The following is a 26,085-nucleotide window of genomic DNA, read 5'->3' as shown; positions in this document are numbered from 1 at the left end:
AGCCGCGCCGTCGGGCTCGCCAGATCGAGCCGCGCCGTCGGTGCTCGCCAGAACGAGCGCGACCGCCCACACGAGCCCGAGACCGCGCGCAACGCCATCCGCGATCCACTGCCGGTACGGCCACCGGCGCCGTTCCGATCTCCCCGAGGTGCCGCCATGGAGAAGACCGTCCTCTACCAGTTCCTGATCGAGGTGCCACGCGCCGCCGCCATCTGGTCGGTCCTGCTCGTGCTCGCGCTGGGCGTACTCACCGTGTTGGTCGCCCGCCCGGAGCCGGCCGGGCCGGTGGAGAAACCCGCCGATGAGGACGCGGCCCGTGCCGCGATCGAGCAGGCCGACCTGAGCCGATACGCCGGGGAGGTGGCGGTCGCGGCAGCCGGCGCCGGGCAGAACGCCGAGCGACGGCGTACGGCCTGGCGGGTGGCCCAGGCGGAACTGGACCGCGCCTGGGCCGCGTACGACGAGGCGGAGGCCGCCGCCCGTCGGCTGGCCGGCGTCGCCGGACTGCCGACCCCGCGCACCCCCCGAACCCCGGCCGAGTACGCGGCCCGGGAGCGCTGGCTGCGCCGTGCCGCAATGGCCGCCCACTGGCGTGGTGACCTGACCGCCCGGCAGCTCAGCGACGTGCTGGCGCACCGGTCCGGTTGGGATCCCCGGCGTCACCCGGCGGAGCAGGAGGTGGTCCTCGCCCGAGTGGTACGCGACAACCGCCGGGCCGCCTACCGATCGGCCGCCGCGCGGGAGCGTGACCTGTGGCGGGCGGCGGAACTGGCCACCGAGGCGGCCCGCGCCCTCTCCGCCGAGGCGTACGCGGCCGCCGAGCGGCTCCGACCGAACCGACTGCCCGTTTCCGGTCGAGCCATCGTCGGGCGGCCAGACCCGGTCCCACGCTGGCGCCCGGCTCGACTCGGCTGAAATTCCGTGAGCTGAGTCACATCAGCCAGAAATTCGGTCACTGTTCGTAGGTGAGGTGATTACCGCATCAATCTCCGTCGAGATTGTCCACCGGCCGTCCGGTTGTCACCCGAAGGTGCCCCGAATGCCGTCACTCCCATTGAGCGACGCCAGTTCCCGGATACCCGAAAATCACCGCGCCGGATCATGTTTAAGCAGGTCAAGGCGGGTTGGCTTCGAGGTGGCCGGCCAGTAGTGTCAGCGCGTCCGGTGCGGTAACCGATCGCAGGAAGCGACGCCGTGCCGACCCGCTCAATCGTGATCTCACGAACCGGGGACCCACTGCACCACTGGGGTGAATCCGCGAGCTTCGGCACGCGGTAGGGCGTCTTCCCGCCCGAATCCGTCAGCTAACCCGGTCGGCGGTGACGGAAGGAGTACCAACCTCGTGCAGTCCGATGTGATCCCCCTGTTCCCCCGCCTCCACGGCACTGCGGTGCCCGTGCTCGCCGGCCCGACCGCCGCGAGCTGACCCCGGTCATCGCCACCGCCCGGGTTCTCCGGGCGTACCCCTGAACGGCCTGTCCCGCTCGCCCCGGGTGGTCGTCGGCGTCCTGATGCCGACCTGACCGCCGGAGCCGGTGTGCCGTTCTCCCCCTCAGCCCGTGGAGGAATCGTGAAGCACACCCTCTCCCGCCGGCTCCGCCGGCTGGTCAGCGAACGCCCCTATCAGCTCGTTGCCGGATCCGCCGTGGCCCTCGTCCTGGCCACCGGCACCGGCGCTGCCCTCGCCGGCACCGGGAACACCCCGGCACCCACGCAGGCCACGACCGCCGCCGAGCTGCGCGGGGACATCGCGGTGCCGCCGAGCCAGGACCAGGTCGCGGTAGCGCCGACGACCGCCGCACCCAGCAGTGCCGCGCCGAGCAGTGCCGCGCCGGCCAGCGCGGCGCCGGCCAGCGCCGCCGCCTCGCCGTCACCGAAGGCCACCGCGAACCCGGACCTGGTAAGCAAGAAGGCGGCACCGAAGCCGCCGGCCTCGAAGGTTCTGGAGTACGACCACCAGGCCCAGATCAACGGCTACTACTGCGGTCCCGCCGCGGTACGTAACGCCCTCAGCGCCGCCGGTGTCACCCGTAGCCAGGACGCCCTGGCCGGCCAGCTCGGCACCACGTTCGCCGGCACCAACTCGGCCGAGGACACCACCCGCGTCCTCAACGCCGTCGTCAAGGGCGACCCGTACGAGACCACGATGATCCGTGGCGGTGCGGCCACCCCGGCCCAGATGGACCAGCTCCAGGCGGACGTCGTCGCCGCCGTCACCGACGGGCGGGGCGTCGTGGTCAACGTCGCCGGCAGCGTCACCGACACCGACGGCCGCTGGCACTCCTTCCCCGGCGGCCACTACATCGCCGTGGTCGGCTACAAGGACTCCGGCCGGCTGGTGAGGATCGCCGACTCGGCGGACGCCTCGTACCCGTCGTACTGGCTCAGCACCATCGATCTGGCCAACTGGGCCGCCACCCGCGGCTACTCGGCCTGACCGCATCGTCCCGCTGCACCCGGAAGCCCTCGGCCCGCTGGCCGAGGGCTTCCGTTTCGGGTACGTCGGGCGTGTGGGCCGTGCTGTGTCGTCAGGTCGACGTAGCTCGGGTTCGTCAGGCGTGTGGGCCGTGCTGCTTCGCCAGGCCGACGAAGCTCGCCCAGGCGGCCGGGGTGAAGGCCAGCGTGGCGGCGTCGCGGTTCTTGGTGTCGCGGACCAGCACGATGCCGGGCAGGTTGTCGGCGACCTCCACGCAGTCGCCGCCGCCGGCACCGCTGCGGGTGGACTTGCGCCAGGTCGCGCCGTTCAGATCCATGGCTTCACAACATCCTTCATGCGCTCGATCGACTGGCGGCCGGACAGTGCCTCGTTGCGCACCGTCTCCCACCGGGACAGCAGGGCGCTCAGGTCGTCGTCCTTGTCGACCAGGACGCCGCCGAGTTGGGTTTCGAGATTACCCACCCAGCCGCCGTCCGCGCCCCTCGCCAGGATGAAGGGGCCGGTCAGTCCGATGTGCATGCCGACGCCGGTGGGCACCAGGTGCACGCTGATGTTGGGCCGGGTGGCCAGCGCCATGAGGTGGTGCACCTGCTCGACCAGCACGTCCTTCAGCTCCTCGTCGACCCGCCGCAGCACCACCTCGTCGATCACCGCGACGAGCTGGGGCGGGTCGTCCTGCTCCAGCACCGACTGCCGGGCCATCCGGTTGGCCAGCCGCCGCTCCACCCCCGCCTCGGTCAGCGCGGCGTCCGTCCGGATCACCGCGCGGGCGTACCGCTCGGTCTGGAGCAGGCCCGGCACCAGCGTCGGCTGGTAACAGCGGAGCTGCCGGGCGTTGCGCTCGGCCTCCAGGTAGGGCAGGAACCACGCGGGCTGGCGCAGCACCTCGGCCGTGCGCAGCAACTCCTCAAACATGCCCCCGGTCTCCAGGACCTCGTCCGCCCGCTTCGCGTACGGCCGGTCGAGCGGGCGGGTGCCCACCTCCACAGCGGAGACCAGGGACGCCGAATAGTTCGTCCGCCGACCGAATTCCTCCTGGTTCATGCCTGCGGCAGTGCGCAGCCGGCGAAGCTGCGTACGGATCAACTCATGCAGGTCGGAAGGCTGCTCGCGTTCCATGTCCCCTCCACCGGGTCAGTCAAGATCGCCAAGGGGCCACCCAGGGCTGGATCGGGGCACCCGGACCCCACCGTGGCCAGCGTCGATGCCTTCCGACCGTAGTGCCGTCCTCACCAGACTGTCACGCAACGGGGCCGCTCCCATCCACAGGGACGGGGCGGTTCTGTCCCGGGGCCGCCCGTGCGCCTTCCCCCGCGTCCGGGCGGCCCTTCCGATCGCTGACTGGGAGGTCGATGTGCGTACCCGGGTTGCCTGGTACCTGTGCCCGACGACGCTGTTGCCGGTGTACTCGCCGGGACGGCAGTCACTGCCGGAGTGCTCGTCAGGGCGGCAGTCGCTGCCGGTGTACTCGCCAGGGCGGCAGTCGCTGCCGGTGTACTCGCCACGGCGGCAGGAGCAGCGCGGCGCCCGGCTACCACCGCCTCAACCGCGCACCGGACAGTGTCCACTTCAGCGTGACCCGCAGTTGTCGCGGGGCCAGCAGGTGTCGCGTGACCCGCGGTTGTTGGGGCCGGCAGGTGTCGCGAGGCCGGCACGTGTCGTGGGGCCAGCAGGTGTCGTGGGGCCGGCAGGTGTCGTGGGGCCGGCAGGGGGACACAGGGTTGCCGCAGGATCAGCACGGTACGTACCTGCCGCAGCGGCAACGGGGTACGCACCTGCCGGAGTGGATGCGGGAGCCGACCCGGCCGTTGCCGATGCTGCGTCCGGGGCGTCCCGGTTGGTTGACGCCGGGGCAGCAGTGGCGGGCCAACGGGGGCCGGCGGTGACCGTGGGCCGGTCGGGTGCGATCACCACCCGACTCTTCGCTCCCGAGCGGGGTCCGCGTCCGCTGCGTCCGTACGCCTGTGACGCCGAGGTGCCGCACACTCCGTTGCGGCCGATGTGGTGCTGCCGGGCGGACGGGCAACCCTGGCCCTGCGGGCAGGCCAGGCTGCTGCTACGCGTCGAGTACGACGGGAACCTGCCCGGCCTGTGCATCTACCTGGCCGGCCTGATGTACGACGCCATGCGCGACCTCTACCACCTCAACCCCCACGACGCCCCCGAGCCCACCACCCTCTTCACCCGCTTCATAGCCTGGACCCGCCGCCCGACCTAGCGACCCCGTCGCCGCCCGACCGCCAAGGTTCATGCGGCGGCGAGAAACACGAGATCTTGGACAGTTTCCGTTATTCGCGAACGGAAACTGTCCAAGATCTTGGCGGATCGGCCGGCCGCCGCGGACCGCGAGGGGCGATCGGTGGTGGGGGCCGGGGCGATGGGCGGCGGATCGGGTCGGGTGCCGGGTTGGTTGGGGGCGCCGGGTGGAGTGGGGGGGCGCCGGGTCGGGTGGGGCGGCGGGTGGAGTGGGTGCGGTGAGTGAGTGGGTGGGGCGGTGAAGTGGGGCGGTGAGTGGGTGGGGCGGTGGAGTGGGGGGTGGGGTTGGGCGGGTGGGGGTGATGCGACGATCAGGGGTGACATTGACCTCGATGTCCGACACATGTGCGGGGGAGCCATGGGGGAGCAGGAGCCTTACGCGGGGCTGGCCACGACGTTCGACACGGCCGCCGAGCTGTACGAGCAGGCCCGACCGGGTTATCCGGAATCGTTGTTCGCCGACCTGGCCGCGACGACCGGCCTGGCGAGCGGGTCGGCCAGGGTGTTGGAGATCGGCACGGGCACCGGGCAGGCCACCCGTGGATTGCTGGCGCGCGGCTGGCAGGTGGTCGGCCTGGAACCGGGTCGGGAACTGGCCACTGTGGCGCGTCGCGTGCTCGCCGGCCAGGGGGACGTACGCGTCGTGGTGTCGCCCTTCGAGCGGTGGGAAGCCGGCGACCTCGCGCCGTTCGACCTCGTCTTCGCTGCCACGTCGTGGCATTGGCTGGACCCGGAGGTCGCCTACCGCCGGGCCGCCGAACTGCTGCGCCCCGGCGGTCATCTGGCGATCGTGGCCACCGAGCACGTGTCACCACCCGGCGGCGACGATTTCTTCCGACGGGTCGAGCGGATCTACGACGAGGTCGGCATGGGCGACGGGCAGGGCGGTCCGAAGCCACCCGAGGCGATCGCGGCCCCCGACGTGGCGGCGATGGCGGGCAGCGGGTTCTTCGCCCACCCGACCGTGCACCGTTACGTCTGGAGCCGCGACTACACCGCCGAGGAGTACCTGAGCCTGCTCTCCACGTACTCCGGTCACATCGCCGCCGCGCCCTGGCAGCGGCGGACGCTGTTCGACGGGATCCGGGAGCTGATCGCCGCGCGCCCGGCCGGGACGGTACGCAAGCACTACCTGAACATGCTCCAGATCGCCGTACGCCTCGACTGACGCCTGCTCTGTCAGCATGGCGACGTGCTGATCTACAAGATCTTGTTGCCCGGCGAATGGGCCGAGTTCCAGGCTGCCGGCCGGTTCGACGGCTCACCGTTCGATCGGGACAGCGGCTACATCCACTGCTCGTCGCGATCCCAACTGCCCGCCACGGCGGCGCGGGTCTTCGGCGACCAGCCGCAGCTTGTCATCGTCGCGCTCGACGCGTCCCTGCTCGGTGATGTGCTGCGGTGGGAGGACGCCCTGAACGGCGGGCCGTTCCCGCACGTCTACGCGGCACTGCCGGCGGAAGCGGTTCGTGGGATCTACGAGGTCGCGGGTGCGGCCCGGGTGGACGAGGACGTTCCAGCGACGGCGGGCGCGTGACGAGTAGTCCATCCGCGCCCGCCGTCGGGCGGTTCGGCCTCGTGGCAGTGCCGGCTCAGGGCATCAGCACCGTTCCCACTTGAGGTTGAACAGGGTGTCCACGTCACCCTCGGTCGTCGTCATGGACATGCTGACGTTCGAGCCGGCCGTGCCCGCGTCCACTCTCAGCTCGGTGTTGACGTTGAGTACCCGCTGTTGTCCGCACGGGACGTAGACGAGCACGGGGGCGACGTCCGAGGTGCCCCAGAAGCCGTTGTAGGGCCCGGTGAAGGTCGCGTCGGTGCGGCTGGTCTCGGACGAGCCCTGCCAGTAGTAGGTCGTACGCTGGCGACCTGTCGCGCCGGTGGGGATCCGGGCCCGGCCCCGGTAGTCGGCGGCGGCGACGGCGATGGTCCACCCGGCCGGCACGTTGACGAGCACGCCGAGCTGGCAGTTCTTACGGCTGTCGGTGACGTCGACGCCCCGGCCGGCGGTTGCGACGAAGTCGTAGTACCGGATCCGGAAGCCGGTGTTGTCGGGATGGGCCACCACCCGGGCGGTGCCGGGCGAGCAACCGGAGCCGTTGGCTGCCACCACCTCGACGGTGATCTCGCTGTCCGGTGCAGCGGTGGAAGCGGATGGAGCGGCGTGGGCCGGTGTGGACAGGGACAACGCGAGAACCGTGCCGATTACGGCGAAGATCCCGTTTCTCGCGCCGACGAGGTTCTTTGTCATTCCGTTCCTCTCGGATGCAGTTGATGTTCACCGAATTCAACGCGTGTTTCTTCGCCGAACGGCCGTGAGGCTCTGCGCGTACCGGCCCGTTGTGGGTGGCGGAGAGTGGTGGGTGTAGAGCACTCGGATGGCGTTCTGCGAGAGGATGCTAGCGATGCGGAACGAGGCTCGCAAGCATCAGCCTACGTCTATGTGATCCATTGCTGGCGGGTGCTTGATCGGAATTGCCACACGCGGAGATCAACCTCTATAACTGTTGCTGCGTAAGGGGTATGTGCCTGATCGACTGGCGGCCCGGGTCGAAGCTTCGCCGTGATCTCCACCCTGTGGGACGGCACAATGTCGCCAGACCAAGCCGAATAATATTCGGCTCGAAGTTGGTAGTCGCGAAATTGAAATTACGTTGACATCCATCTATGTCTGTACGTAGCTTGTTCCGCATGTGGCGTCGTTTCCTGTACCGGAGGAGGATTCATGCGTAAACTGCTGACGCGGGGCGGCGTGGTGCTTGCGCTACTCGCTTCATCGTTGACCGTGGGGGCGCCGGCGTCCGCTAAGGGAGTCATGGATGATCCGCCCACCGACAAGGTCGTGATCGACCTCGTCGCGATGGCCGGCTCCGGGTGCCGGCCCGGCACTGCCGATGTCGCGGTCTCCCCGGACAACACCGCCTTCACCACCATCTACAGCGACTACCTGGTCCAGGCGGGTCCGGGCATCCCGGTCACCGACGGGCGCCGGAACTGCCAGCTCAACGTGCTGGTTCACGCCCCGGCCGGTTACACCTTCGCGATCGTCAAGGTGGACTACCGCGGGTACGGGCTGCTCAACCCGGGCGCCGTCGCCTCGGCGCGGGCGAACTACTACTTCCAGGGCATGACGCAGAGCACCTTCAGCAACCACCCGATCCCCGCCCCGCTCGACGACAACTGGATGGTGAGCGACGAGGTGCCGATCGCCTCCGTGGTCTGGCACCCCTGCGGTGAGCTGCGCAACCTGAACATCAACACCGAGCTGCGCCTGAGCCGGGGCAGGTCCACGGACACGAGCTTCCTCACGATGGACTCGACCGACGGCAGCATCCAGACGATGTACCACCTCGCCTGGCAGCCCTGCCCGTGACCTGACCGCGGCCTACGGCTAAGAAGGGTGGTCGGCGTCGCCGGCCACCCTCACCGTGACCGGGTGTGGCGCAGGGACGCGCCGCACCGGCGGGCTCAGGTGGCGGAGGTGAAGGGCGCGGCGACCGCGGCGCGTTTCGCCGGTGCCGTCCAGGCCGGGTCCAGTTCGCGTCGGGCGGCGGTCAGGAAGACCTCGGCGTACGAGTCGGCCGGGAAGTCGCCCAGGTAGCGGCTGCGGGTGGCCCAGCGGGCCTCGGCGAGCGGGTCGGTGTCGAGCAGCCGGGTCAGCACGTCGTCCAGGTCGGCCATGTCCCGGCGCAGCACGTAGCCGGCGGCGGCCAGCGGGAAGCGCTCGACGAACCGGTCGCCGTCGGTGCCCAGGTCGGTCACCGCGTACGGCTTGCCCGAGTAGAGCCAGTCGGAGACCACTCCGGAGACGTCTGAGACCAGCGCGTCCGCGCGGTTGACGCAGTCGGTCAGGGTGAGCCGGCTCGCGGCGGCACCGTAGACGTGCGCCCGGCCGGTGCGGCCCCGGTCGGCGGCGAGCAGGTCGTGCAGCCGCGCCAGTTGGCGCGACGAGGCCGGGTTCTGCGCGGTGTACGGGTGGGCCCGCAGGATGACCGTGGCCCCCCGGTCCAACAGGCGTCGCAACAGTGGCTCCGCCACCGGCAGCGAGCAGTAGTCGGCGTCGGCGTTGTGCCCGGTCCAGGTGGGCGTGTAGAGCACCGTCGGGTTGGTCAGGCCCCGCGCCGGTCGCGGGCGCACCTCGATCGCCTCGACCTGGGGACGGCCGACCACCACGAACTTCTCGGCGGGGATGTCGATCCCGGCCCGCGCGTACCGCTCGATGGCCGCCTCACCGGCGACGAAGATCCGGTCGAAGATCGCCGAGACCGGGTTGGCGCTGGGGGCCTTGTCGCTGTCACCGTGGTGCAACTGCACGTGGGTGAGCTGCGTGAACCTGATGCAGTGACTGTTCTTCGCGCCGTGGTTGACGTAGAACGCCACCCGCAGGCTCGGCACCAGCACCTCGTCCATGCTCCGGGTGGTGGGGCAGTAGACCACCGGGGCGGTGGTGGCCGCCGCAACGGGGGCCAGGAACTCCGGCTCCCGCACCATCACCACGAAGGGCCGGCCGATCCGTTCCAGGTACGGCAGCCACATGGTGACCTGGTACTCGGAGCCGGGCGGTGCGGAGAAGTGCAGGACGAACTCGGGCTGGTGCCGGCGCAGCGCCCGGGCCACCGCCGACCCGGTCGGTGACGGCCGGAACCGACGCCGGGCCAGGTCGAGGGCGACGGCCGCGGCGGCGCTGCCCACCAGCAGCGTCGCCGCCAGGGCCACCACCGTCTGTAGCCCCGTCAGGGCGGCCAGGGCCAGCAGGCCGAGCAGTACGGCCACGGCGTCGCCGAGAACCGCCGCGACCTGCGGCACCCAGGCGCGTACCGGAAGGTTGGCGGCACGGATCTCCAGGTTGCCGGCCTGGCGCAGTGGACCGGTGAGCAGCACCAGGCCCAGCAGCACCAGGGCGGTCGCGGTCAGGGCCGGGTCGAAGCCGGCGTCGAGCCGGCGGCCGTAGCCGACCAGCACCCCCGCCGCGATCAGCGCGGTCTCCGCGACGTTGTCGGCACCGGGTCGCACGCGGCGCTCCCAGACCGTGGCGACGAGCGCCGCCACGGCCAGGCAGAGCCCCCAGGCGGTCGCTCCGGTGAGCGCGACCACCAGGAACGCCAGGACCGCCCCACCGGTGGCCAGGCCCCGTGCGGTCAATTTCCGGACCAGCTCACCACGCATCTCGGTGTCGCTTTCGCGGTCGTGTGGTCGGACGGGTCAGCCGACGGCAGCGGCGCTGGCCGCCCGGTCGGTCTGGGCGGGCACGGCGACGGCGATCGGTGCCTCACCCGGCGGCCGGCGGACGTCGATCACCTGACCGGTGAGATCCGAGATCAGCACGTCCAGCGACGACTGGGCGACGGTCTCGGCGGCGAGCAGCGTGTGCTCCGGTTCCGCGCCGAACGCCTTCGTCCGCATCGGGGTGGCGGTCCGCTCCGGGTTGATGACGTTTACCCGTACGCCGAACTCCGCCCACTCGTCCGCGAGCGCCTGGGTGAGGTTGACCAGGGCGGCCTTGGTGGCCGAGTAGAGCGCGTAGTCGGCCCGCCCCCGGGTGTACGAGCTGGAGGTGTAGAGCAGCAGCTGGCCCTTGGTCTGCTGGAGGTAGGGCAGGGACTGCCGGGCGACGGTGACCGGGCCGACGAAGTTGACCTGGAGCACCCGGTCGATGGTCTCCTGGTCCATCTCGGCCAGCGCGCCCTTCTCCAGGATCCCGGCGGTGACCACGACGTGGTCGATCCGGCCGGTGGCCTCGAAGGCGGTCCGCAGCGCGGCCTCGACGTCCTCGGGGCGCTCCACGTGGGTGCCGGTGCTGGAACGGCTGAACGGGAAGACCTGGGCGCCGTAGCGGCGGGCCAGCTCCGTCAGGTCGTGACCGATGCCGTAGCTGCCGCCGAAGACGACGATCGTGCGGCCGGAGACCTCCTCGCTGTATGCGCGGTGGTCGGTCAGCCGCGGCACCTTGGCGGCGGCCAGCTGGAACAGCTTGTCGGCCAGGTGCACGTCGACCGGGTGGGTGACCTTGATGTTCTCGTCGGAGCCGTCGATCACCTTGATCGGGGTCTCCGGGAGGTAACGCAGCACCACCCCGCAGTCGTCGGTGGCGGCGAAGTTGGGGTCGCCCTCGGCCCGGCGGTACGCCTCCCGGATGGTGCCGGAGCGGAACGCCTGCGGGGTCTGGCCCCGGCGCAGCGTGGCACGCACGGGGATGTCGGTGATGCACTCGTTCTCGTCGACCTGGATGATCGTGTCGGCCGACGGGATGGCCACGTCGACGGCCGAGTAGGTCCACAGCGCGTTCACGCACTCCCGGACGATCCGGCCGCTGAGCAGCGGGCGCACCGCGTCGTGGAAGAGGATGTTGCAGTCGCCCGCGCCGACCGCGTCCAGCGCGACCCGGGTGGTGTCGTTGCGGGTGTCGCCACCCTCGATGACCTTGGTGACCTTGCGGAAGCCGGCCTTGTCGACGATCTTCTGCGCCTCGGCGACGTGCCCGGTGGCCATCAGCACGATGATCTCATCGATCTCGGGCGCGGCCTCGAAGACGGCCAGCGTGTGCTCGATGATCGGCTTACCGGCGATCTTGAGCAACTGCTTGGGAATGCCCAGACCCAGCCGGGTGCCGGTGCCGCCGGCCAGCACCACCGCCACCGTCCGTGAGGGTCGCCACGGCGTCCGGTCCTCCGGCGTGGTACCCGGATCGGTGGTCTGGTCCTGCGTCATTGCCGGTCCTCGCTCTCGGGGGTACATGACTGTGGTGGTAGGTGAACGGAAGGTTCCGCCGACGCGGCGACGGAGTGAACCATAACGCGCGGGCCGCGTCGCCCCAACGGGACAACGCGGCCCAAGATCCTGGGCACGCTCGGCGACGTCGCCGCTCGTTCACCCAGACTCTACTTGCCGTTCGTAAATGCCTCGTAAGCCGCCAGCACCTCACGAGTCGGACCGTCCATCCGGATCTCGCCGGATTCCAGCCAGATGGTCCGTTCGCAGGTGTCCCGTACGGAGGAGAGCTGGTGGCTGACCAGGAACACCGTGCCGGCGCTCTCCCGCAGCTCCCGTACCCGCTGCTCGCTGCGCTTGCGGAACGCCTTGTCCCCGGTCGCGAGGGCCTCGTCGATCAGCAGCACGTCGTGCTGCTTCGCGGCGGCGATGGAGAAGCGCAGCCGGGCCGACATGCCGGAGGAGTAGGTGCGCATCGGCAGCGAGGCGAAGTCGCCCCGCTGGTTGATGCCGGAGAACTCGATGATCTCCGGGAGCTTGCGCCGTACGTCAGCCGGCGACATGCCCATGGCCAGACAGCCGAGCGTGACGTTGCGCTCGCCCGGCAGGTCGTTGAGCAGGGCGGCGTTCACGCCCAGCAGCGAGGGCTGCCCCTGGGTGTAGACGGCCCCCCGCTCCACCGGCAGCAGGCCGGCGATGGCCCGCAGCAGGGTCGACTTGCCGGAGCCGTTGGTGCCGATCAGGCCGATGGCCTCACCCCGGTACGCGGTGAACGAGACCCCGCGCACCGCGTGCACCTCCCGGACGTTCGGTGTGGAGGTGCGGGTGACCAGCCGCTTGAAGGCGGCCACCGGGCTGGTGTTGCCGGCGGAACCCCGGTACACCCGGTAGACGACGTGCGCGTCGTCCACCACCACGGTGGGGATCCGCTCCTGGATTCGGGGGAGGGTCACCGTCACATCATTGGACATTTCAAGGTTAACCACGGCCGTACTCCTGTTCGCCGCGCCAGAAGTAGAAGTAGCCACCGAGCCCCGCGACGACCGCCCAGCCGAACGCGATCAGCCAGGTCAGCGGCAGCGACTCGTTGAGCAGGTGGGTGTTCTCCAGCAGGGAGATGCGGGCCAGCTCGATGTAGACAAGCATCGGGTTGAACTGCACGATGCCCGTGGCCCAGCCGGGCAGGTTCTCGGCGAACAGGGTGACGCTGTAGAGCACGCCGGAGCCGTACATCCAGGCCCGCAGGATGAACGGCATGACCTGCTTCAGGTCGGTGGCCTTGGCGCCCAGCCGGGCCATCGCCATGGTCAACCCGGCGTTGAAGATCGTCTGGAGCAGCACCGCCGGCACCAGCATCAGCCACATCAGGGTGATCGGCTCACCCGTGGCGACCACGATGACCATCAGCACCAGTAGCGAGCCGAGCAGTTGCTGGAGCTGGGTGGCGGTGATGGCCAGCGGCAGGCTGGCCCGGGGGAAGTGCAGGGCCCGGATCAGGCCGAGGTTGCCGCTGATCGCCTGGGTGCCCTGCTGCAGGCTGACCTGGGTGAAGTTGAAGATGAACACCCCGGTGGTCAGGTAGGCGATGAAGTTGTCCATGCCCCGGCTCTGTTCGAGCACCACACCGAAGATCAGGAAGTAGACCGCCGCGTTGCTCAGCGGGGTGAGCACCTGCCACAGCTGCCCGAGCCGGGCGTTGCTGAACGAGGCGGTCAGCTTCGCGTGGGAGTACGCGGAGATGAAGTGCCGGTAGCGCCACAGCTGGCCGCTGTAGGCGACGATCGAGGGCCGCTCGCCGGCCACCCGCAGCCCGTGTCGGGCGGCCAGCTGAGCTGGGGTGAGGCCGGAGTCGGGGTCGGCCAGCAGGTTGGCCATGGGGATGGGCGCTCCGATCTGTCGTGCCGGCGTTATGTCTCGCGATGAGTGAATCTAGCGTGGGTCAGTGCGGGAGCGCCGCCCGCGGTCGCTGGCTGGACAGTAGTCCGAAATACGTCGGGACGCAACCGTAGCGTCGTTGCGCTACGCTGTCCCGGTGACAGTCGAGAAGAGTTCCAGGTGACGGCCGAGAAGAGGCGCACACCGGCCGGTGCGGCGGTGCTCCGTGATGAGATCACCACGGCCATCCGTCGTGCCCTCATGCAGGAGCTCGCCGCAGTCGGGTACGGCCGGCTCTCCATCGAGGCGGTGGCCCGCCGGGCCGGGGTCAGCAAGACCGCGATCTACCGCCGCTGGAACTCGAAGCTCGACCTGGTGCTGGACGTGGTCTCGGCCGTCGCGAGCCGGAAGCTGCCGATGCTCGACACCGGGACCCTCGACGGCGACGTGCGGCTGCTGCTGCTGGTCGTGAGCGGGGCGCTCGGCCACCCGGTGGCGTCGCAGATCATCCCCGACCTGCTCGCCGAGGCGGCGCGCAACCCGCAGATCGCCGGGACCTTGCAGAGCGCGATGAAGGACTACCAGGACCGGATCGGCAAGATCGTCATCGGGCGGGCGGTCGACCGTGGGGAGTTGCCCGGCGGTGCCGACCCGCGGACCGCGGCCGACCTGATCGTCGGGCCGATCTACTGGCGGATGGCCATCGCCCGGTTGCCGCTGGACCCGCCCGAACTGGACCGGATGGCGCGGGCCGCCGTGGCCGCCCTGCGGGTTGCCTGCGCCGTGCCGGAGAACGATCTGGCCTGAGCTGCGCGGCGTCCGGACACCGAAACGTGAACGTCGACTGGACACCCCGTGAATGGCTTTCTGCTCTTCCGTGTCCAACGGACTAGTATCGCACCCCGAACTTGCGAACAGTCCTGCAACGGGAGGATCTTCTTCATGACTGGGCAGCGCCCGGCCTTCATACCGCCAGCCCGACCGATCATCGGCGAAGCCGAGATCGAGGCGGCTGTCAGGGTGTTGCGCAGCGGCAAGGTGGTACAGGGACCCGAGGTTGTCGCGTTCGAGCAGGAGTTCGGTGAACTCGTCGCCGGCCGACACTGCGTCGCCGTCAACTCCGGCACCTCCGCCCTCCAGTTGACCCTGCTGGCGCTCGGCGTCGGCCCGGGCGACGAGGTCATCGTGCCGTCGTTCTCCTTCGCGGCCAGCGCCAACGCGGTGCGGCTGGTCGGTGCCGAGCCGATCTTCGTGGACATCGAGCCGGGCAGCTTCTGCCTCGATCCGGCGGCGGTCGCCGCCGCAGTCACCGCGCGGACCGTCGCCGTCATGCCGGTCCACCTGTACGGCCACCCCGCCGCGATGGACCAGATCATGGCGGTGGCGCAGCGGCACAGCCTGGCCGTCGTCGAGGACGCCGCCCAGGCCCACGGTGCCAGCCTGCACGGCACCCCGGTCGGGGCGTTCGGCACCGCCGGTTGCTTCAGCTTCTACCCCACCAAGAACATGCACTCCCTGGAGGGAGGCATGATCAGCACCGCCGACGCCGGGCTCGCCCGCACCCTGCGGCTGCTGCGCAACCAGGGCATGGAGCAGCGGTACGCGAACGAGATCGTCGGGGCCAACGTGCGGATGACCGACGTGGCTGCCGCCATCGGCCGGGTGCAGTTGACCCAGCTCGCCGAGTGGACCGAGCAGCGCCGGGCCAACGCCAAGTACCTCGACTCCAACATCACCGGCATGATCACCCCACCGGTGGCGGACGCCGCCCGGCACGTGTACCACCAGTACACCGTCCGGGTCCGGGGCAACCGGGACGCCGCCCAGGCGCGGCTGGACGAGCTGGGCGTCGGCAACGCCGTCTACTACCCGACCCCGATCCACCGGCTCAAGCCGTACCTGGACAAGGACGGCCAGCCCGGCCCCTGGGAACTGCCGGAGACCGAGCGGGCCGCCGCCGAGGTGATCTCGCTGCCGGTGCACCCCTCGCTGAGCCCCGACGACCTTGAGCGGATCGCCGAGGCCGCCAACCTCGCCGGTGGTGCCCGGTGAACGCGCGGCAGGGGGGCAAACTGCGCGCCGGCCTGATCGGCCTCGGCGCGATGGGGCGCAACCACGCCCGGGTACTCTCCGGTCTGGACGGGGTCGAGCTGGTCGGAATCGTCGACCCGGCCGGTGACCAGAGCGGCCTGCTCCGGGCACCGGTGCTGCCCGATCTCGGCGAGCTGCTGGCCCGGGACATCGACTACGCGGTGGTCGCCTGCCCGACCGCGCTGCACGAGCAGGTCGGGCTGGAACTCGCCGCACACGGGGTGCCCGCGCTGATCGAGAAGCCGATCGCGCAGTCCGTCGAGGCGGCGACCCGGCTCGTCGAGGCGTTCGAAAGCCGTGGGCTGGTGGCCGGGGTCGGCCACATCGAGCGGTACAACCCCGCCCTGCAGAACCTGCGCATCCGCCTGGAGGCGGGCGAGCTGGGCGAGGTCTACCAGGTGGTGACCCGGCGGCAGGGTCCGTTCCCGCACCGGATCGCCGATGTCGGCGTGGTGATGGACCTGGCCACCCACGACATCGACCTGACCAGCTGGGTGACCGGCCAGGAGTACGTCTCGGTGTCAGCCCGGACGGTCTCCCGCAGTGGCCGACTGCACGAGGACATGGTCGCGGTCGTCGGCCAGCTCACCGGCGGCACGATGGTCAACCACCTGGTCAACTGGCTCAGCCCACTCAAGGAGCGGTCCACGGTCATCACCGGTGACCGGGGCTGCTTCGTCGCCGACACCCTCACCGCCGACCTGACCTTCTACGCCAACGGCGCCATCGACACCGAGTGGGAGGCGTTGCGGGCCTTCCGCGGCGTCGCCGAGGGCGACATGATCCGCTACGCCATCCCGAAGCGCGAACCGCTGCTTGTCGAGCACGAGCGATTCCGGGACGCGGTCGAGGGCAAGGAGAGCGACATCGTCACCCTCCGGCAGGGGCTGCGCACGGTGCGGGTCGCCGCGGGGCTGCTGGCGTCGGCCACCGACGGCGTGACGATTCCGATCGACACCGGGACGCCCCGGTGAAGGTCCTGATCGCCGGCGGTGCCGGATTCATCGGCAGCACGATCGCCTCGGCCTGTCTGGACGCCGGGACCACTCCGGTGATCCTGGACAACCTCAGTACCGGGCGGGCCGAGTTCGCGGCGGACCGGATCTTCTACCGCGGTGACATCGCCGACCGGCGACTGATCGACCGGATCTTCGCCGAGCATCCCGACATCGAGGCGGCCGTCCACTGTGCCGCACTGATCGTGGTGCCGGACTCGGTCGACCATCCGCTGACCTACTACCGCGAAAACGTCGGCAAGTCCGTGGAGTTCGTGGACGCGCTCGTCGGTAACGGATGCGACCGGTTACTCTTCAGCTCCTCGGCGGCGATCTACCAGCCCGGCGACGACTTCGCCGTCGACGAGTCCTCTCCGGTCGCCGCGACCAGCCCGTACGGGCGCAGCAAGGCGATGATGGAGCAGGTGCTCCAGGACACTGCCCGGGCCCACCCTCTGCACGTCATCTCGCTGCGCTACTTCAACCCGGTCGGCGCGGACCCGAAGATGCGTACCGGGCTCCAGTTGGCCCGTCCCACGCACGTACTCGGCAAGATGATCGAGGCTGCGCGTACCGGGTCGACGTTCCAGCTCACCGGGGCCGACTGGCCGACCCGCGACGGCTCCGGCATCCGTGACTACGTGCACGTGTGGGACCTCGCCCGCGCCCATGTCCACGCGTTGCGCCGGTTCGGCAGCATCCTGCCGACCGAGGACGGCGAGCGGTACCAGGCCATCAACCTGGGGACGGGCGACGGCACGACGGTGCGCGAGCTGTTGGCGGCCTTCCACACCGTGCTGGGCCGGCCTATCCCGACTGCGGTCTCCGACCGCAGGCCGGGCGACTCGGCCGGTACCTACACCCGCAGCGAGCGGGCCCGACAGCTGCTGGGCTGGGAGCCCACCCTGTCCCTACGCGACGGCATCCGGCACTCGTTGCAGTGGGACGAGTTGCGTGAACGGGTGCTGGGCACCGACGCGGACCCGCAACTGCTGCCGGTCGGCGCCACCGGCCTATAGCGCCGGGTCGGACTGGGCGCAACCGGCAAGGTCGGGCCCGACCGTGGCACGCCAAACGTCGCGTACGGGCCTCGCTGGTAGGCAGCTATCGGCGAGGCCCGTCGCGTCCGCCGGGTCGCCGCGTCGCGCCGCCCAGCAGGGGGTCAGTGGGTGGCGGCTCCCAGCAGGAGCCGGTCGAAGCGGTGCTTGACCACGGACCAGTCCCACGCGCCGAGCGCGTACTCGGCGGCCTCCCGGCCGCTGTCGCGCCACGCCTGGTCGGTGCCGGTGGTGGCGAGGATTCGCTCGACGGCCTCCTCCGGGCTGCCGATCACCCAGTCCTGCGGGTAAAGTGTGCGCGCACTGTGCGGCCGACCGGCGAAGAAGGGCCAGTCTCGCACCACCGGAACGGCACCGCTCGCGGCACCCTCCATCAGGCCACAGTGGCAGCCCTCGCGTACCGACGAACTGAGGATCACGCCGATGTCGGTGAGCACCTTCGGCACGTTGTTCGTCGGCCCGAACCGCCGCACCGCACCGGCCGCCACCAAGTCGTCCACGTCGCGGTTGAAAGCCTCGAGGTAATGCCGGCTGGCGACGCTGACATCGGGGTTCATGTCGCTGCCGACGAGGAGCAACCGGTAGCGGTCGTCGCGTCGGCGCAACAGCCGCAGCACCTGCAGTGCCCAGCGCGGGTCCTTGGCGACCTGACCGATGCCGACCAGACCCAGCTGGAACCGGGCCTCCGTCGACTTCTCGATCTGGAAGCCGCGCAGGTCCATCGCGTTGTCCAGGACGTGCATCCGGGGCGCGTCCGGGCCCTGTAGGTATGGCACCAGGGCGGTGGTCAGGTCCTTGATGTGGTCGGCCACGAAGATCAGGTCGTCGACCCGGGAGAAGTCCACCAGGTGCGGCCAGCGGGACAGCGCCTCGTAGCTGTGCAGCCGAACGATGATCCGGGTGGTGCCCGGGTCCACGACGGTGAACAGCGCGGCGGGGGCCACACACCAGTCCACGAACACCGTGTCGGCCCAGTCCAGGTAGCCGCGGAGCCGGTCCTCGACCCTCTGGTGGTACGGAGTGTCTTCGGCGGAGAGCCGGTCCTGGAGCATGTGCTTGGCGGCCCACGTGACGTTCTTGAGCGAGGCGTTCGCCGCCAGATCCAGGAAGCGGACCTCGACGCCCGGATGCGCGTCGTAGTGTTCCCGGATCAGCTTGAGGAAGTTGTCGTTGGCGCTGGTCGCGATCAACAGCCGCAGCGGTCGGTCGGTCGGCGGTGCGGCTGCCGGCTGCTGGCGACCGCGCGGCTTGGCCAACGTGGCCGCCGCCGCGGAGCGCCGGAACGGTGCCACGAATCCTTCCGGGTCCGTCGCCAACGGAGAGCTGAGCTGGTCGATGTGCAGCACCCGGTCGAAGGCGAGAGTCATCGCCCGGTTGAGTAGATCGGCCGCGGCAGCCTGCTCGCCGACCCGGTGCCGCTGGTCGGCGACGGAGAGTAGCGCGTTCACCGCGCTGTCCAGGTCGCGCGGTGGCATGCCCGCCTTCAGTTCCCGGCTGGCCGCGTCGGCCAACATCCGGGCCCGGGCGGCCGGCTTACGCAGCTTGCTGGCCGTGGCGGCGAGGATCAACGCCTCGCCGTCGGGCCGGTCGGCCCAGGCCATTCCCTCCGCCACCTGATATGCGAACTTGGACCGCATCGAGTCGGGTATCTTCGGCGCCCGCACCGCAGTCAGCCAGAGTTGGGTGCCGGCCTTGCTGCGCATGATCGGTCGGGCGGTGGCGACGTCGACCGCCGCCTGGGGCGCGGCCTTGATCAGGCGGTGTACGCGCTGCCGGACCGACGTCGTCGGGCGTTGCATTGACTTCGGCGCTGGCTGGCCCGGCCCGTCGAGCACGGCCTGCACTGCCGCCTGGACGCCGTACCGCGCGGCGGCAGCGGGGTTGCGCTGCGCCATCCGCCACACCGTGTAGATCGCGGGCGCGTCCAGGGCGACCAGCACGTCCGCGCTGTGGGCCTGCTCTCGTGCCCAGGAGTCGCGCCACACCTGGGTCCAGACCCGCTCACCCGGCGTCGCCCGGACGGCCGCCCGGTTAGGGGTCGCTTCCGCGATGTCCGCCGGCAGGGCGCAGAGCCCGTCCAGCGCCAGGTCGGCGGGAATGTCCTCGGTGTCGAGCGCCCCGACCAGGTAGACCCGCGCGCCGACCTCGCGCAGCCGGGTCACGGCGGTGGCCAGGATCCCCGGCTTCGGTGATACGCCGGTCACCAGCAACACATCGCTCATGCGAGTACCCCGCCCCCATGGTCGGACTTGATGCCGTCCAGTGCCACACCGTCGCCGGGCAGGTCGTGGCGGGCGGCGAGTGCTCGGTCCGCCAGTTGCCGAACGCCGGTCCGCATCAGGCTCTCCCGGGTGAAGGGGTCCGCGTGGGCGCGTACGCCGGCCCGTTCGGCCTCGGTCGCCTCCAGCACCATCCGGGCGGCACGCCGGAAGCTGTCGACCAACTGCAACTCGTCCAACCCGCAGGCGCCGGTCCACAGTGGATGGCCGGCGAGCACCCGGGAGGCATCATGATCGACTTCGTGCACCGACACGATCGGCAGGCCGGTGGCCATGTACTCGTACACCTTGCCGGAGGTTACGTAGCGCCCGCCGATCAGGATCAGCACCAGCGCGTCCCAGCCGGCGTAAACCTCGGGCACCTCCGCCTTGCGAACCGGGCCACCGAAGGAGACGCCGTCGGCCTCGGCCGCGCGGATGAGTTCGGTGAGCCCGTTGGCCTCCCGGTTGGCACCGGCACCGATGTGGCCGCGGATGTCAAACCTGGCGTTACGCAGCAGCGGCTCCCGCTCGCGGGCCTCCCGCCAGGCGTCCAGCACCACCTGCAACTGCCGGGTGGAGTAGTTCACCGTGCCGAGATAACCGAAGGTCAACCCGGCCTCGGGATCCGGCTGCCGCGGCTTGATCGAAGGCACGCTGTCCTTGTCGTAACCGTTGCGTACCACGTGCACCCGGTCGGCGACGTGCGGGTACCGCTGCCGGTAGTGGTCGGCGATCGGGTCGTTGACCACCCACAGCGAGAGACAGTGGTCGAGGATGCGACGCTCCCAGACACCGGCCTCCGAGTCCGCGGCGAACGCCTCACCGCCGTTGACCACGTCGATCGACCAGCCGTCCCGGAAGTCGACCGCGTAGGGAACGCGGTGGATCTCGTAGAGCTTCCACGCGGCGGCCAGGTTCACGTACGGCACGCAACTGGCCAACAGCAGGTCGGCCGGGTGCTGCTCGTGGATGTCGAGGACCGCCTGTTCGAGCGCGGCCCGCCAACTGCCGAACACCGGCTCCGGGAAGATTTTCGTCTCCCGCTTGCGGAGGTTGCTCAGCCACTTGACCGGGCGGAGGGCGCGCTCTTCGCTGAACTTGCGAATGTCGGTTTCGAGATCCTCCCGGGCGAGCGGTAGCTCCACCACCCTGATCTCGGGATCCACCTGCTCCAGCAGCGTGACGTCCAGACCGGAGTCACGCTCCCAGGACTCGGCGGCGATCGTCACCACGGTGACGTCCCAGCCCAACTGGCGGAACTGGTTGGCGGTCTCGCGCATCCGGTAGGCGCAGCTCTTGGCCGCGGGTGGGAAGCCGATGGCCAGGTAGATCAGGTGCGGCGGGACCTTGCGGTCGTTGCTGGAAGTGTGCACGTTCACCTCTGTGCCAGGATCGAGACGACCCGTTCGGCCGCACGGCCGTCGCCGTACGGGGTGCCCCGTTCAGCGGTGGGGGCCGGGCGTGCGGCGATGTCCGCCCACTCCCCAGGGGTCAGTGCAGCCGGCTCGGGCACCAGGTGGTTCCAATCCCCCGCCAGGGTCTCGATCCACTCGGTCTCCGGCCGCAGCGTGGTGCAGGGCCGCCCCAGCAGGTGCGCCTCTTTCTGCAACCCGCCGGAGTCGGTCACCACGCCGGTCGAGCCCAGCACGGCGGCGACCATGCTGGCGTAGGGCAGTGGCCGCCCGACGTGCAGCGCACCCCGGGCCAGCTTCACGCCGTACTCCTCGGCCTTGGCGAGCAACCGCGGGTGGGCCAGGAGGGCGACCGGGACGGGCAGGTCGGCCAGCGCGTCGACGAGGGCGGTCAGCCGCTCGGGCGAGTCGGTGTTCTCGGCGCGGTGCAGGGTGGCCAGCAGGTAGGGCTCCTCCGGCGATACGCCTTCGGGCAGGGCGGGCGCAGGATGCGTGCCGGCCAGCACGGCGTCGCGTACGCCGAGGCAGACGTCGACCATCACGTCACCGGTGAGCACCGACCGCTCGGCGAGCCCCTCCGCGGCGAGGTGTCGCATCGCCTCATTGGTCGGGGCGAGCAGGAGATCGGCGGCGTGGTCGGTGAGGATGCGGTTGTGTTCCTCCGGCATCCGGCGGTTGAAGGAACGCAGTCCGGCCTCCAGGTGGGCGACCGGAAGGTGCAGTTTGACGGCGGAGACGGCACCGGCGAGGGTCGAGTTGGTGTCGCCGTAGACGAGCACCCAGTCCGGCTTCTCGGCCATGAAAACCGGGTCCAACGCGGCCATTGCCTTGCCGGTCTGCACGCCGTGCGAGCCAGAGCCGATGCCCAGATGCACGTCCGGGTCCGGAATGCCGAGCCCGGAGAAGAAGACATCGGAGAGATCCGCGTCGTAATGCTGCCCGGTGTGCACGATGACGTGCTTGTGCTCCGTCTGGGCGAACGCGGCGGCGATGGGGGCAAGTTTGATCAGTTGAGGGCGCGCTCCGACGACGCTGACGACCTTCACTCGGGTGACTCCTCCAGTGTGTCGTGAAGGGCAGCCGCGCCGGGCACGGCCGTCTGGATTGCTGCCGCCGGATTGTGCCTCAGTCCCGCGGGGCGTTCCAAATCTACCCCCACGCCGACATGATCATCCCGAGCGGCTTTCCGAGCCCCGCCGAGGTGCCTGATCAGCGCGCCCGCAGCCGGCGCCCGCCCTCGCTGGTCAGGGCGAGGCGGTCCAGATCAACAGCAGATAGCCACCGTAGTAGGCGGACAATGCTGTCAGGGCGGCCAGCGCGACCGCGGCTCTCGGCCGGGTGGTCCGGGCAAGTCCCAGCGTCACCGGCAGGAGCAGGTCGCAGGGGTCGCCGCTTGGTCATTTGTTCCGTTCCTGATGAGGTGGGAAGATTCCGCGCGGGCACCCGGAGGGCCCCTCCTCGCTACCCGGTTGGATGGCGGCAGCCGCAGGACGTCTGCGGAGCGGGACCATGCCGGGAGGGACCCTGCGTCAGAGGTACGCCGTACCTCGTCGGTCGGCGGGACGCGGCTTCTGCTGCGCGACGCCGGGCAGGGCCGTCGCGGACAGGGTGCTGACCCTACAATAACGCCGGTTCGAGCGTCCGTCGTCTCGGCCGCCGTCCGATCCGTCCGGTGGCCGCCACGGTCGCCGTGGAGGTTGCGCCACATCATGACCATCCCCGACACCCGCGACCGCGAGCCCGTCCTCACCGGGAGCGCCGAAACGGCGCAGAGCGCCGCCGGCACGCCGCCGCGCACCGAGCCGGCGACCGTCGCTGGACGCGGTGCCACCCGGCGTTGGCCGGTCGACGTGCTGGCCGCCCTGGTGTTCCTCGCCGGCGCAGTCTGGGTCACCGGCCGAGGGTGGCTCGACCCCGACGGTCGGCTGCTCGGCAGCCGCCCCGACGACCAGGGCTTCAACGAGTGGATGCTGGCGTACGCGGCACACGCGGTCAGCCACCTGGAGAATCCGTTCTTCACCACGTTGCAGAACGCCCCGAACGGGGTCAACCTGGTGGCCAACGTCGGGTTGCAACTTCCCGGGCTGGTGCTCAGCCCGGTCACCCTGCTCTTCGGCGCGCCGGTCGCCTACCTGCTGTTCATCACCCTGAATCTGGCCGGCACCGGCTACGCCTGGTACCACGTGCTCTCCCGGCACGTGGTCGAATCCCGGGTGGCGGCCTTCCTGGGCGGCGTGTTCTGCGCGTTCGCCCCGGCACTGGTCTCACACAGCAACGGTCATCCGCACATCACGGCGCAATGGCTGGTGCCGTTCATCGTCTGGCGGCTGATCGCGCTCTCCCGGGGCGAGCACGTGGTCCGCGACGGTCTGGTGCTGGGCGCCCTGGTGACCGCGCAGTTCTTCGTCAGCCTGGAGATCCTTTTCCTCACCGCGCTCGGCTGTCTGATGCTGGTCCTGGCGTACCTCGCCGTCCGGCCGCGGGACGCGGTGCGCCGTGGGCGGGCGCTGCTGCCGGGCCTGGCGATCACCGCCGTGCTGGTGGCGGCCGTGGCCGTGTACCCGCTATGGATGTACTTCGCCGGCCCGCAACACCGCAGCGGCCATCCCGGTGCCCCCGACGTGTACGCCCTCAAGCTCGGCTCGTTCGCCCGGTTCGCCACCGAATCGGTGGCCGGCGGCCCGACCAGTGCCGTGGGCTGGGCGCCGAACACCACGGAACAGGCGAGTTTCTACGGCTGGCCCATGCTGCTGCTCGCTCTCGGCGCGTTGTGCTGGCTGCGGCGTGAGGCCGTCGCGTTGGTGCTTGGGGCCGTCGGACTGGTGACGGCACTGCTGTCGATCGGCACCACCTGGACCGTCGGCACCCGCCGTACCGACGTGCCGGCCCCGTTCGCGCTCGTGCAGCATCTACCGGCGTTCGACTCCGTGGTGGTGGCCCGATTCGCACTGATCACCACGGTGGCGCTCGGGGTACTGCTGGCGATGGCCGCCGACCGGCTCGCCACCCGCCCGGGTCGGCCGTTCGGCCGGTTCGCCCGCGTGGCCGGTGCGGTGGCCGTTGCCGTCGCGCTGGTGCCGATCCTGCCGACGCCGCTGCCGGCCCGTGGCCGGCCTCCGGTGCCGGACTTCGTCGCCAGCGGGGCGTGGCGCGACCATGTGGCGCCGGGCCGCACTCTGGTGCCGGTGCCGGTCACCCGGATGACCTCGGTGTACTGGGGCTCGGCTGCGCTGGCCGATTTCGCCGTGCCGGAAGGCTACTTTCTCGGACCGGTCTCCGCGACCGACGCCACCGGCCGCTGGGGAGTGGAGCCCCAGCCCACCGCGGCCCTGCTCACGGCCGTGTCGAAGGGTAAGCGGGACACCACGGTCGGCCCGGCGGAGATCATCCAGGCGCGCGCCGACGTCCGCCACTGGAAAGCCGACGCGGTGGCGCTGCCCGATCGGGGTGCTCGGCGCCACGATGCGCTGAAGACCGTGCTCGACGCCCTGTACGGCCCGGGACAGCGGATCGACGACGTCTGGCTGTGGGACGTGCGTCCGTTCACCCGGTGAGCGTCGCGCCCCGGCCACCGGTCAGGGCGACCACGGCCAGATCAGCAGCAGGTAACCGCCGAAGTAGGTGGCGAAGGCGACCATCGCCACGAGCACGGTGGTCGCCCGCGCCCAGCCGGCCCGGGCCAGCGCCACGGCCGCCGGCAGCAGCAGCGGGAAGGCCGGCAGCAGGAACCGGGCCTTGGACTGGTAGTAGCCGGCCGTGCCCAACGTGGTGACCAGTAGCAGCCCGCTGTAGAGCAGTAGCTGCCACGGCTGCCGGTCGAGCAGGCTCAGCACGAAGAACATCAGCGCCAGCAGCACCACCAGGCTCACCACGAACAGTTGCGGCGGCGCCGTCTGCGCCAGCGCCTCGCGACCCCGGCCCACGGTGTAGACGCCGAAGTCGAAGGTGCTGCCCCAGCCGGCGGACTGGATGTGGAACCAGCCGTCCGGGCGTCCGACCTCGCTGCCCACCCAGGCCAGGTAACCGAGCCAGCCGGCGGGGGCGAGCAGCGCGGCGACCCAGGGACGCCAGCCGTCCCGGCGTCGGACGATCGCCACCAGCGCGGCCAGCCCCACCACCGGTATCAACGAGGAGGCGGTCGGGCGGGTCAGGCCGGCGAAGAGACAGAGCAGGCCGGCGGTGATCCAGTGGCCGCGCAGCAGGGCGTGGAGCGTCCAGGCGGTGAGGGCGGTGAACAGGGTCTCGCTGTACGCCATCGATTCGACGACGGCGTGCGGCACGGCCGCCCACAGCGCGGCGAGCAGTACGCCGGTGCGCCGGTCGTGCAGGTACGCGCCGATCGCGAACAGCCCCCAGGCGGCGGCCAGGCCGGCCAGCCAGGCCACGATCAGCCCCGCGTCGCGGGTGCTGAGCGGCGAGATCCGGTCCAGCGCGGCGGTCAGCCCGGGGTAGAGCGGGAAGAAGGCCATGTTGGACTGCGTCTTCTCGTACCCGTCGTACCCGTGCTGGGCGATCGCTAGGTACCAGACCCCGTCCGACTTCGCCAGGGACTCGCTGGGCGAGGCGCCGACGTGGTCGGCCCAGACGGCGACGACCACCACGCCGACCAGGCGGATCAGCGCGTACGCGGCGAGCCCGGGCAGGGCGTACCGGGCGGCTTGACGTAGTCGTCGGGCCCGACCGGGTCGCGTCGGTGCGGCAGGGGCCGCCGGTTGCTGCTCTCGCTCAGCCGTCACCACGCCCGATGAAGCCGTCCGACCGGAACCGCGCAGCGCGCGCTCGCCGCAGCCGACCCGGGGGTCAGCCGGGCCGCAGGTTGAGGTGGGGAAGGGTGCAATGGATGATCCCGTCCGTGCCGAAAGGGGACGATCCGACAGCTCCTTCGCGGTGCGGCCGGGCGGCACGACACCGAAGCGAAAACGGTCATCGGTCGTCGAACAGTACGGAGGTTAGCAATCGACGCGACAGGTCGCGGACCGCCGACCGCCACGG

23 protein-coding genes and 1 riboswitch are annotated in these 26,085 nt (G+C 70.6%); of the genes, 12 read left to right on the top strand and 11 right to left on the bottom strand.

All coding sequences use genetic code 11. The features are described 5' to 3' along the window. Positions 1 to 156: 156 nt before the first annotated feature. Together ACFY2A_RS04290 and ACFY2A_RS04285 are read left to right on the top strand one after the other, a co-directional pair. On the top strand, positions 157 to 915 hold the full coding sequence (locus tag ACFY2A_RS04290) for a hypothetical protein (protein ID WP_387168241.1): 759 nt from the start codon (positions 157 to 159) through the stop codon (positions 913 to 915). A 278-nt stretch (positions 916 to 1,193) separates the two neighbouring features. Continuing rightward, positions 1,194 to 1,334: riboswitch (cyclic di-AMP (ydaO/yuaA leader) on the top strand. Positions 1,335 to 1,570: 236 nt separating this feature from the next. Continuing rightward, entirely contained in the window at positions 1,571 to 2,437 is an 867-nt protein-coding gene (locus tag ACFY2A_RS04285; RefSeq protein WP_387168238.1) for a C39 family peptidase, read from the top strand. Between the two features lie 115 nt (positions 2,438 to 2,552). On the opposite strand, the gene ACFY2A_RS04280 is transcribed toward ACFY2A_RS04285, so the two are convergent. After that, on the bottom strand, positions 2,553 to 2,753 hold the full coding sequence (locus ACFY2A_RS04280) for a DUF397 domain-containing protein (protein WP_387168235.1): 201 nt from the start codon (positions 2,751 to 2,753) through the stop codon (positions 2,553 to 2,555). Beyond that, positions 2,744 to 3,556, bottom strand: a complete 813-nt coding sequence (locus ACFY2A_RS04275; protein WP_387168232.1) for a Scr1 family TA system antitoxin-like transcriptional regulator — start codon at positions 3,554 to 3,556, stop codon at positions 2,744 to 2,746. The genes ACFY2A_RS04280 and ACFY2A_RS04275 overlap by 10 nt, the downstream gene beginning before the upstream one ends. A gap of 602 nt (positions 3,557 to 4,158) precedes the next feature. On the opposite strand from ACFY2A_RS04275, the gene ACFY2A_RS04270 reads away from it, so the two are divergent. The 4 genes from ACFY2A_RS04270 (at position 4,159) to ACFY2A_RS04255 (ending at position 6,230) form a co-directional block, all read left to right on the top strand. Next, a complete protein-coding gene (locus ACFY2A_RS04270; RefSeq protein ID WP_387168229.1) occupies positions 4,159 to 4,323 on the top strand; it encodes a hypothetical protein in 165 nt (54 codons plus the stop codon). Next, positions 4,320 to 4,655, top strand: coding sequence for a hypothetical protein (locus ACFY2A_RS04265; RefSeq protein ID WP_387168226.1), 336 nt, complete (start codon positions 4,320 to 4,322; stop codon positions 4,653 to 4,655). The genes ACFY2A_RS04270 and ACFY2A_RS04265 overlap by 4 nt, the downstream gene beginning before the upstream one ends. A gap of 396 nt (positions 4,656 to 5,051) precedes the next feature. Further along, positions 5,052 to 5,861, top strand: a complete 810-nt coding sequence (locus ACFY2A_RS04260; RefSeq protein WP_387168223.1) for a class I SAM-dependent methyltransferase — start codon at positions 5,052 to 5,054, stop codon at positions 5,859 to 5,861. A gap of 24 nt (positions 5,862 to 5,885) precedes the next feature. After that, on the top strand, positions 5,886 to 6,230 hold the full coding sequence (locus ACFY2A_RS04255; protein ID WP_387168220.1) for a DUF952 domain-containing protein: 345 nt from the start codon (positions 5,886 to 5,888) through the stop codon (positions 6,228 to 6,230). Positions 6,231 to 6,293: 63 nt separating this feature from the next. On the opposite strand, the gene ACFY2A_RS04250 is transcribed toward ACFY2A_RS04255, so the two are convergent. Continuing rightward, entirely contained in the window at positions 6,294 to 6,944 is a 651-nt protein-coding gene (locus tag ACFY2A_RS04250; RefSeq protein ID WP_387168217.1) for a DUF4360 domain-containing protein, read from the bottom strand. A gap of 474 nt (positions 6,945 to 7,418) precedes the next feature. Between ACFY2A_RS04250 and ACFY2A_RS04245 the strand changes: the two genes are divergently transcribed. Continuing rightward, complete coding sequence (locus tag ACFY2A_RS04245) at positions 7,419 to 8,066, top strand: DUF4360 domain-containing protein (RefSeq protein ID WP_363919111.1); 648 nt, start codon at positions 7,419 to 7,421, stop codon at positions 8,064 to 8,066. Positions 8,067 to 8,161: 95 nt separating this feature from the next. Here the strand turns inward: ACFY2A_RS04245 and ACFY2A_RS04240 are convergent, their stop codons facing one another. The 4 genes from ACFY2A_RS04240 to ACFY2A_RS04225 all read right to left on the bottom strand — a co-directional run bounded on the left by ACFY2A_RS04240 (position 8,162) and on the right by ACFY2A_RS04225 (position 13,276). Next, entirely contained in the window at positions 8,162 to 9,859 is a 1,698-nt protein-coding gene (locus tag ACFY2A_RS04240) for a CDP-glycerol glycerophosphotransferase family protein (RefSeq protein WP_387168213.1), read from the bottom strand. A gap of 36 nt (positions 9,860 to 9,895) precedes the next feature. After that, complete coding sequence (locus tag ACFY2A_RS04235; RefSeq protein WP_387168210.1) at positions 9,896 to 11,401, bottom strand: D-ribitol-5-phosphate cytidylyltransferase; 1,506 nt, start codon at positions 11,399 to 11,401, stop codon at positions 9,896 to 9,898. 170 nt (positions 11,402 to 11,571) lie between these two features. Continuing rightward, positions 11,572 to 12,372, bottom strand: coding sequence for an ABC transporter ATP-binding protein (locus ACFY2A_RS04230; protein WP_363919105.1), 801 nt, complete (start codon positions 12,370 to 12,372; stop codon positions 11,572 to 11,574). Positions 12,373 to 12,379: 7 nt separating this feature from the next. Further along, on the bottom strand, positions 12,380 to 13,276 hold the full coding sequence (locus tag ACFY2A_RS04225) for an ABC transporter permease (protein WP_363919103.1): 897 nt from the start codon (positions 13,274 to 13,276) through the stop codon (positions 12,380 to 12,382). Between the two features lie 180 nt (positions 13,277 to 13,456). On the opposite strand from ACFY2A_RS04225, the gene ACFY2A_RS04220 reads away from it, so the two are divergent. From ACFY2A_RS04220 to galE, 4 genes are all read left to right on the top strand, one after another. Beyond that, complete coding sequence (locus tag ACFY2A_RS04220) at positions 13,457 to 14,083, top strand: TetR/AcrR family transcriptional regulator (RefSeq protein WP_363919101.1); 627 nt, start codon at positions 13,457 to 13,459, stop codon at positions 14,081 to 14,083. A gap of 135 nt (positions 14,084 to 14,218) precedes the next feature. After that, positions 14,219 to 15,328 carry a DegT/DnrJ/EryC1/StrS family aminotransferase gene (locus ACFY2A_RS04215; RefSeq protein WP_387168205.1) on the top strand — a complete coding sequence of 370 codons (1,110 nt, stop codon included), beginning with the start codon at positions 14,219 to 14,221 and terminating at the stop codon, positions 15,326 to 15,328. Continuing rightward, positions 15,325 to 16,341 (top strand): Gfo/Idh/MocA family protein, encoded by a 1,017-nt coding sequence (locus ACFY2A_RS04210; protein WP_387168202.1) that lies wholly within the window; start codon positions 15,325 to 15,327, stop codon positions 16,339 to 16,341. Before ACFY2A_RS04215 ends, ACFY2A_RS04210 begins: the two co-directional genes overlap by 4 nt. Then, the gene (galE, locus tag ACFY2A_RS04205) at positions 16,338 to 17,381 is read left to right on the top strand and encodes a UDP-glucose 4-epimerase GalE (protein WP_387168199.1); all 1,044 of its coding nucleotides are present in this window, start codon (positions 16,338 to 16,340) and stop codon (positions 17,379 to 17,381) included. Before ACFY2A_RS04210 ends, galE begins: the two co-directional genes overlap by 4 nt. 143 nt (positions 17,382 to 17,524) lie before the next feature. On the opposite strand, the gene ACFY2A_RS04200 is transcribed toward galE, so the two are convergent. The 3 genes from ACFY2A_RS04200 to wecB are packed head-to-tail and all read right to left on the bottom strand — an operon-like array spanning position 17,525 to position 22,139. Beyond that, positions 17,525 to 19,642: a glycosyltransferase family 1 protein gene (locus ACFY2A_RS04200; RefSeq protein ID WP_387168196.1), complete on the bottom strand. Its 2,118-nt coding sequence runs from the start codon at positions 19,640 to 19,642 to the stop codon at positions 17,525 to 17,527. Beyond that, positions 19,639 to 21,060, bottom strand: coding sequence for a glycosyltransferase (locus tag ACFY2A_RS04195; protein ID WP_387168194.1), 1,422 nt, complete (start codon positions 21,058 to 21,060; stop codon positions 19,639 to 19,641). Before ACFY2A_RS04195 ends, ACFY2A_RS04200 begins: the two co-directional genes overlap by 4 nt. Then, positions 21,057 to 22,139 carry a non-hydrolyzing UDP-N-acetylglucosamine 2-epimerase gene (gene wecB, locus ACFY2A_RS04190; RefSeq protein ID WP_387168191.1) on the bottom strand — a complete coding sequence of 361 codons (1,083 nt, stop codon included), beginning with the start codon at positions 22,137 to 22,139 and terminating at the stop codon, positions 21,057 to 21,059. Before wecB ends, ACFY2A_RS04195 begins: the two co-directional genes overlap by 4 nt. Before the next feature lie 663 nt (positions 22,140 to 22,802). Here wecB and ACFY2A_RS04185 point away from each other — a divergent pair. Next, positions 22,803 to 24,647 carry a hypothetical protein gene (locus ACFY2A_RS04185; protein ID WP_387168188.1) on the top strand — a complete coding sequence of 615 codons (1,845 nt, stop codon included), beginning with the start codon at positions 22,803 to 22,805 and terminating at the stop codon, positions 24,645 to 24,647. 21 nt (positions 24,648 to 24,668) lie between these two features. On the opposite strand, the gene ACFY2A_RS04180 is transcribed toward ACFY2A_RS04185, so the two are convergent. Then, positions 24,669 to 25,829 carry a hypothetical protein gene (locus ACFY2A_RS04180; protein WP_387168185.1) on the bottom strand — a complete coding sequence of 387 codons (1,161 nt, stop codon included), beginning with the start codon at positions 25,827 to 25,829 and terminating at the stop codon, positions 24,669 to 24,671. Positions 25,830 to 26,085 lie beyond the last annotated feature (256 nt).

The sequence above is a fragment of the Micromonospora sp. NPDC000442 genome (genome assembly GCF_042898635.1).
Classification (GTDB): domain Bacteria; phylum Actinomycetota; class Actinomycetes; order Mycobacteriales; family Micromonosporaceae; genus Micromonospora.
Note: the sequence above shows the minus strand (reverse complement) of the source record. Positions and strands in the feature narration are given on the sequence as shown.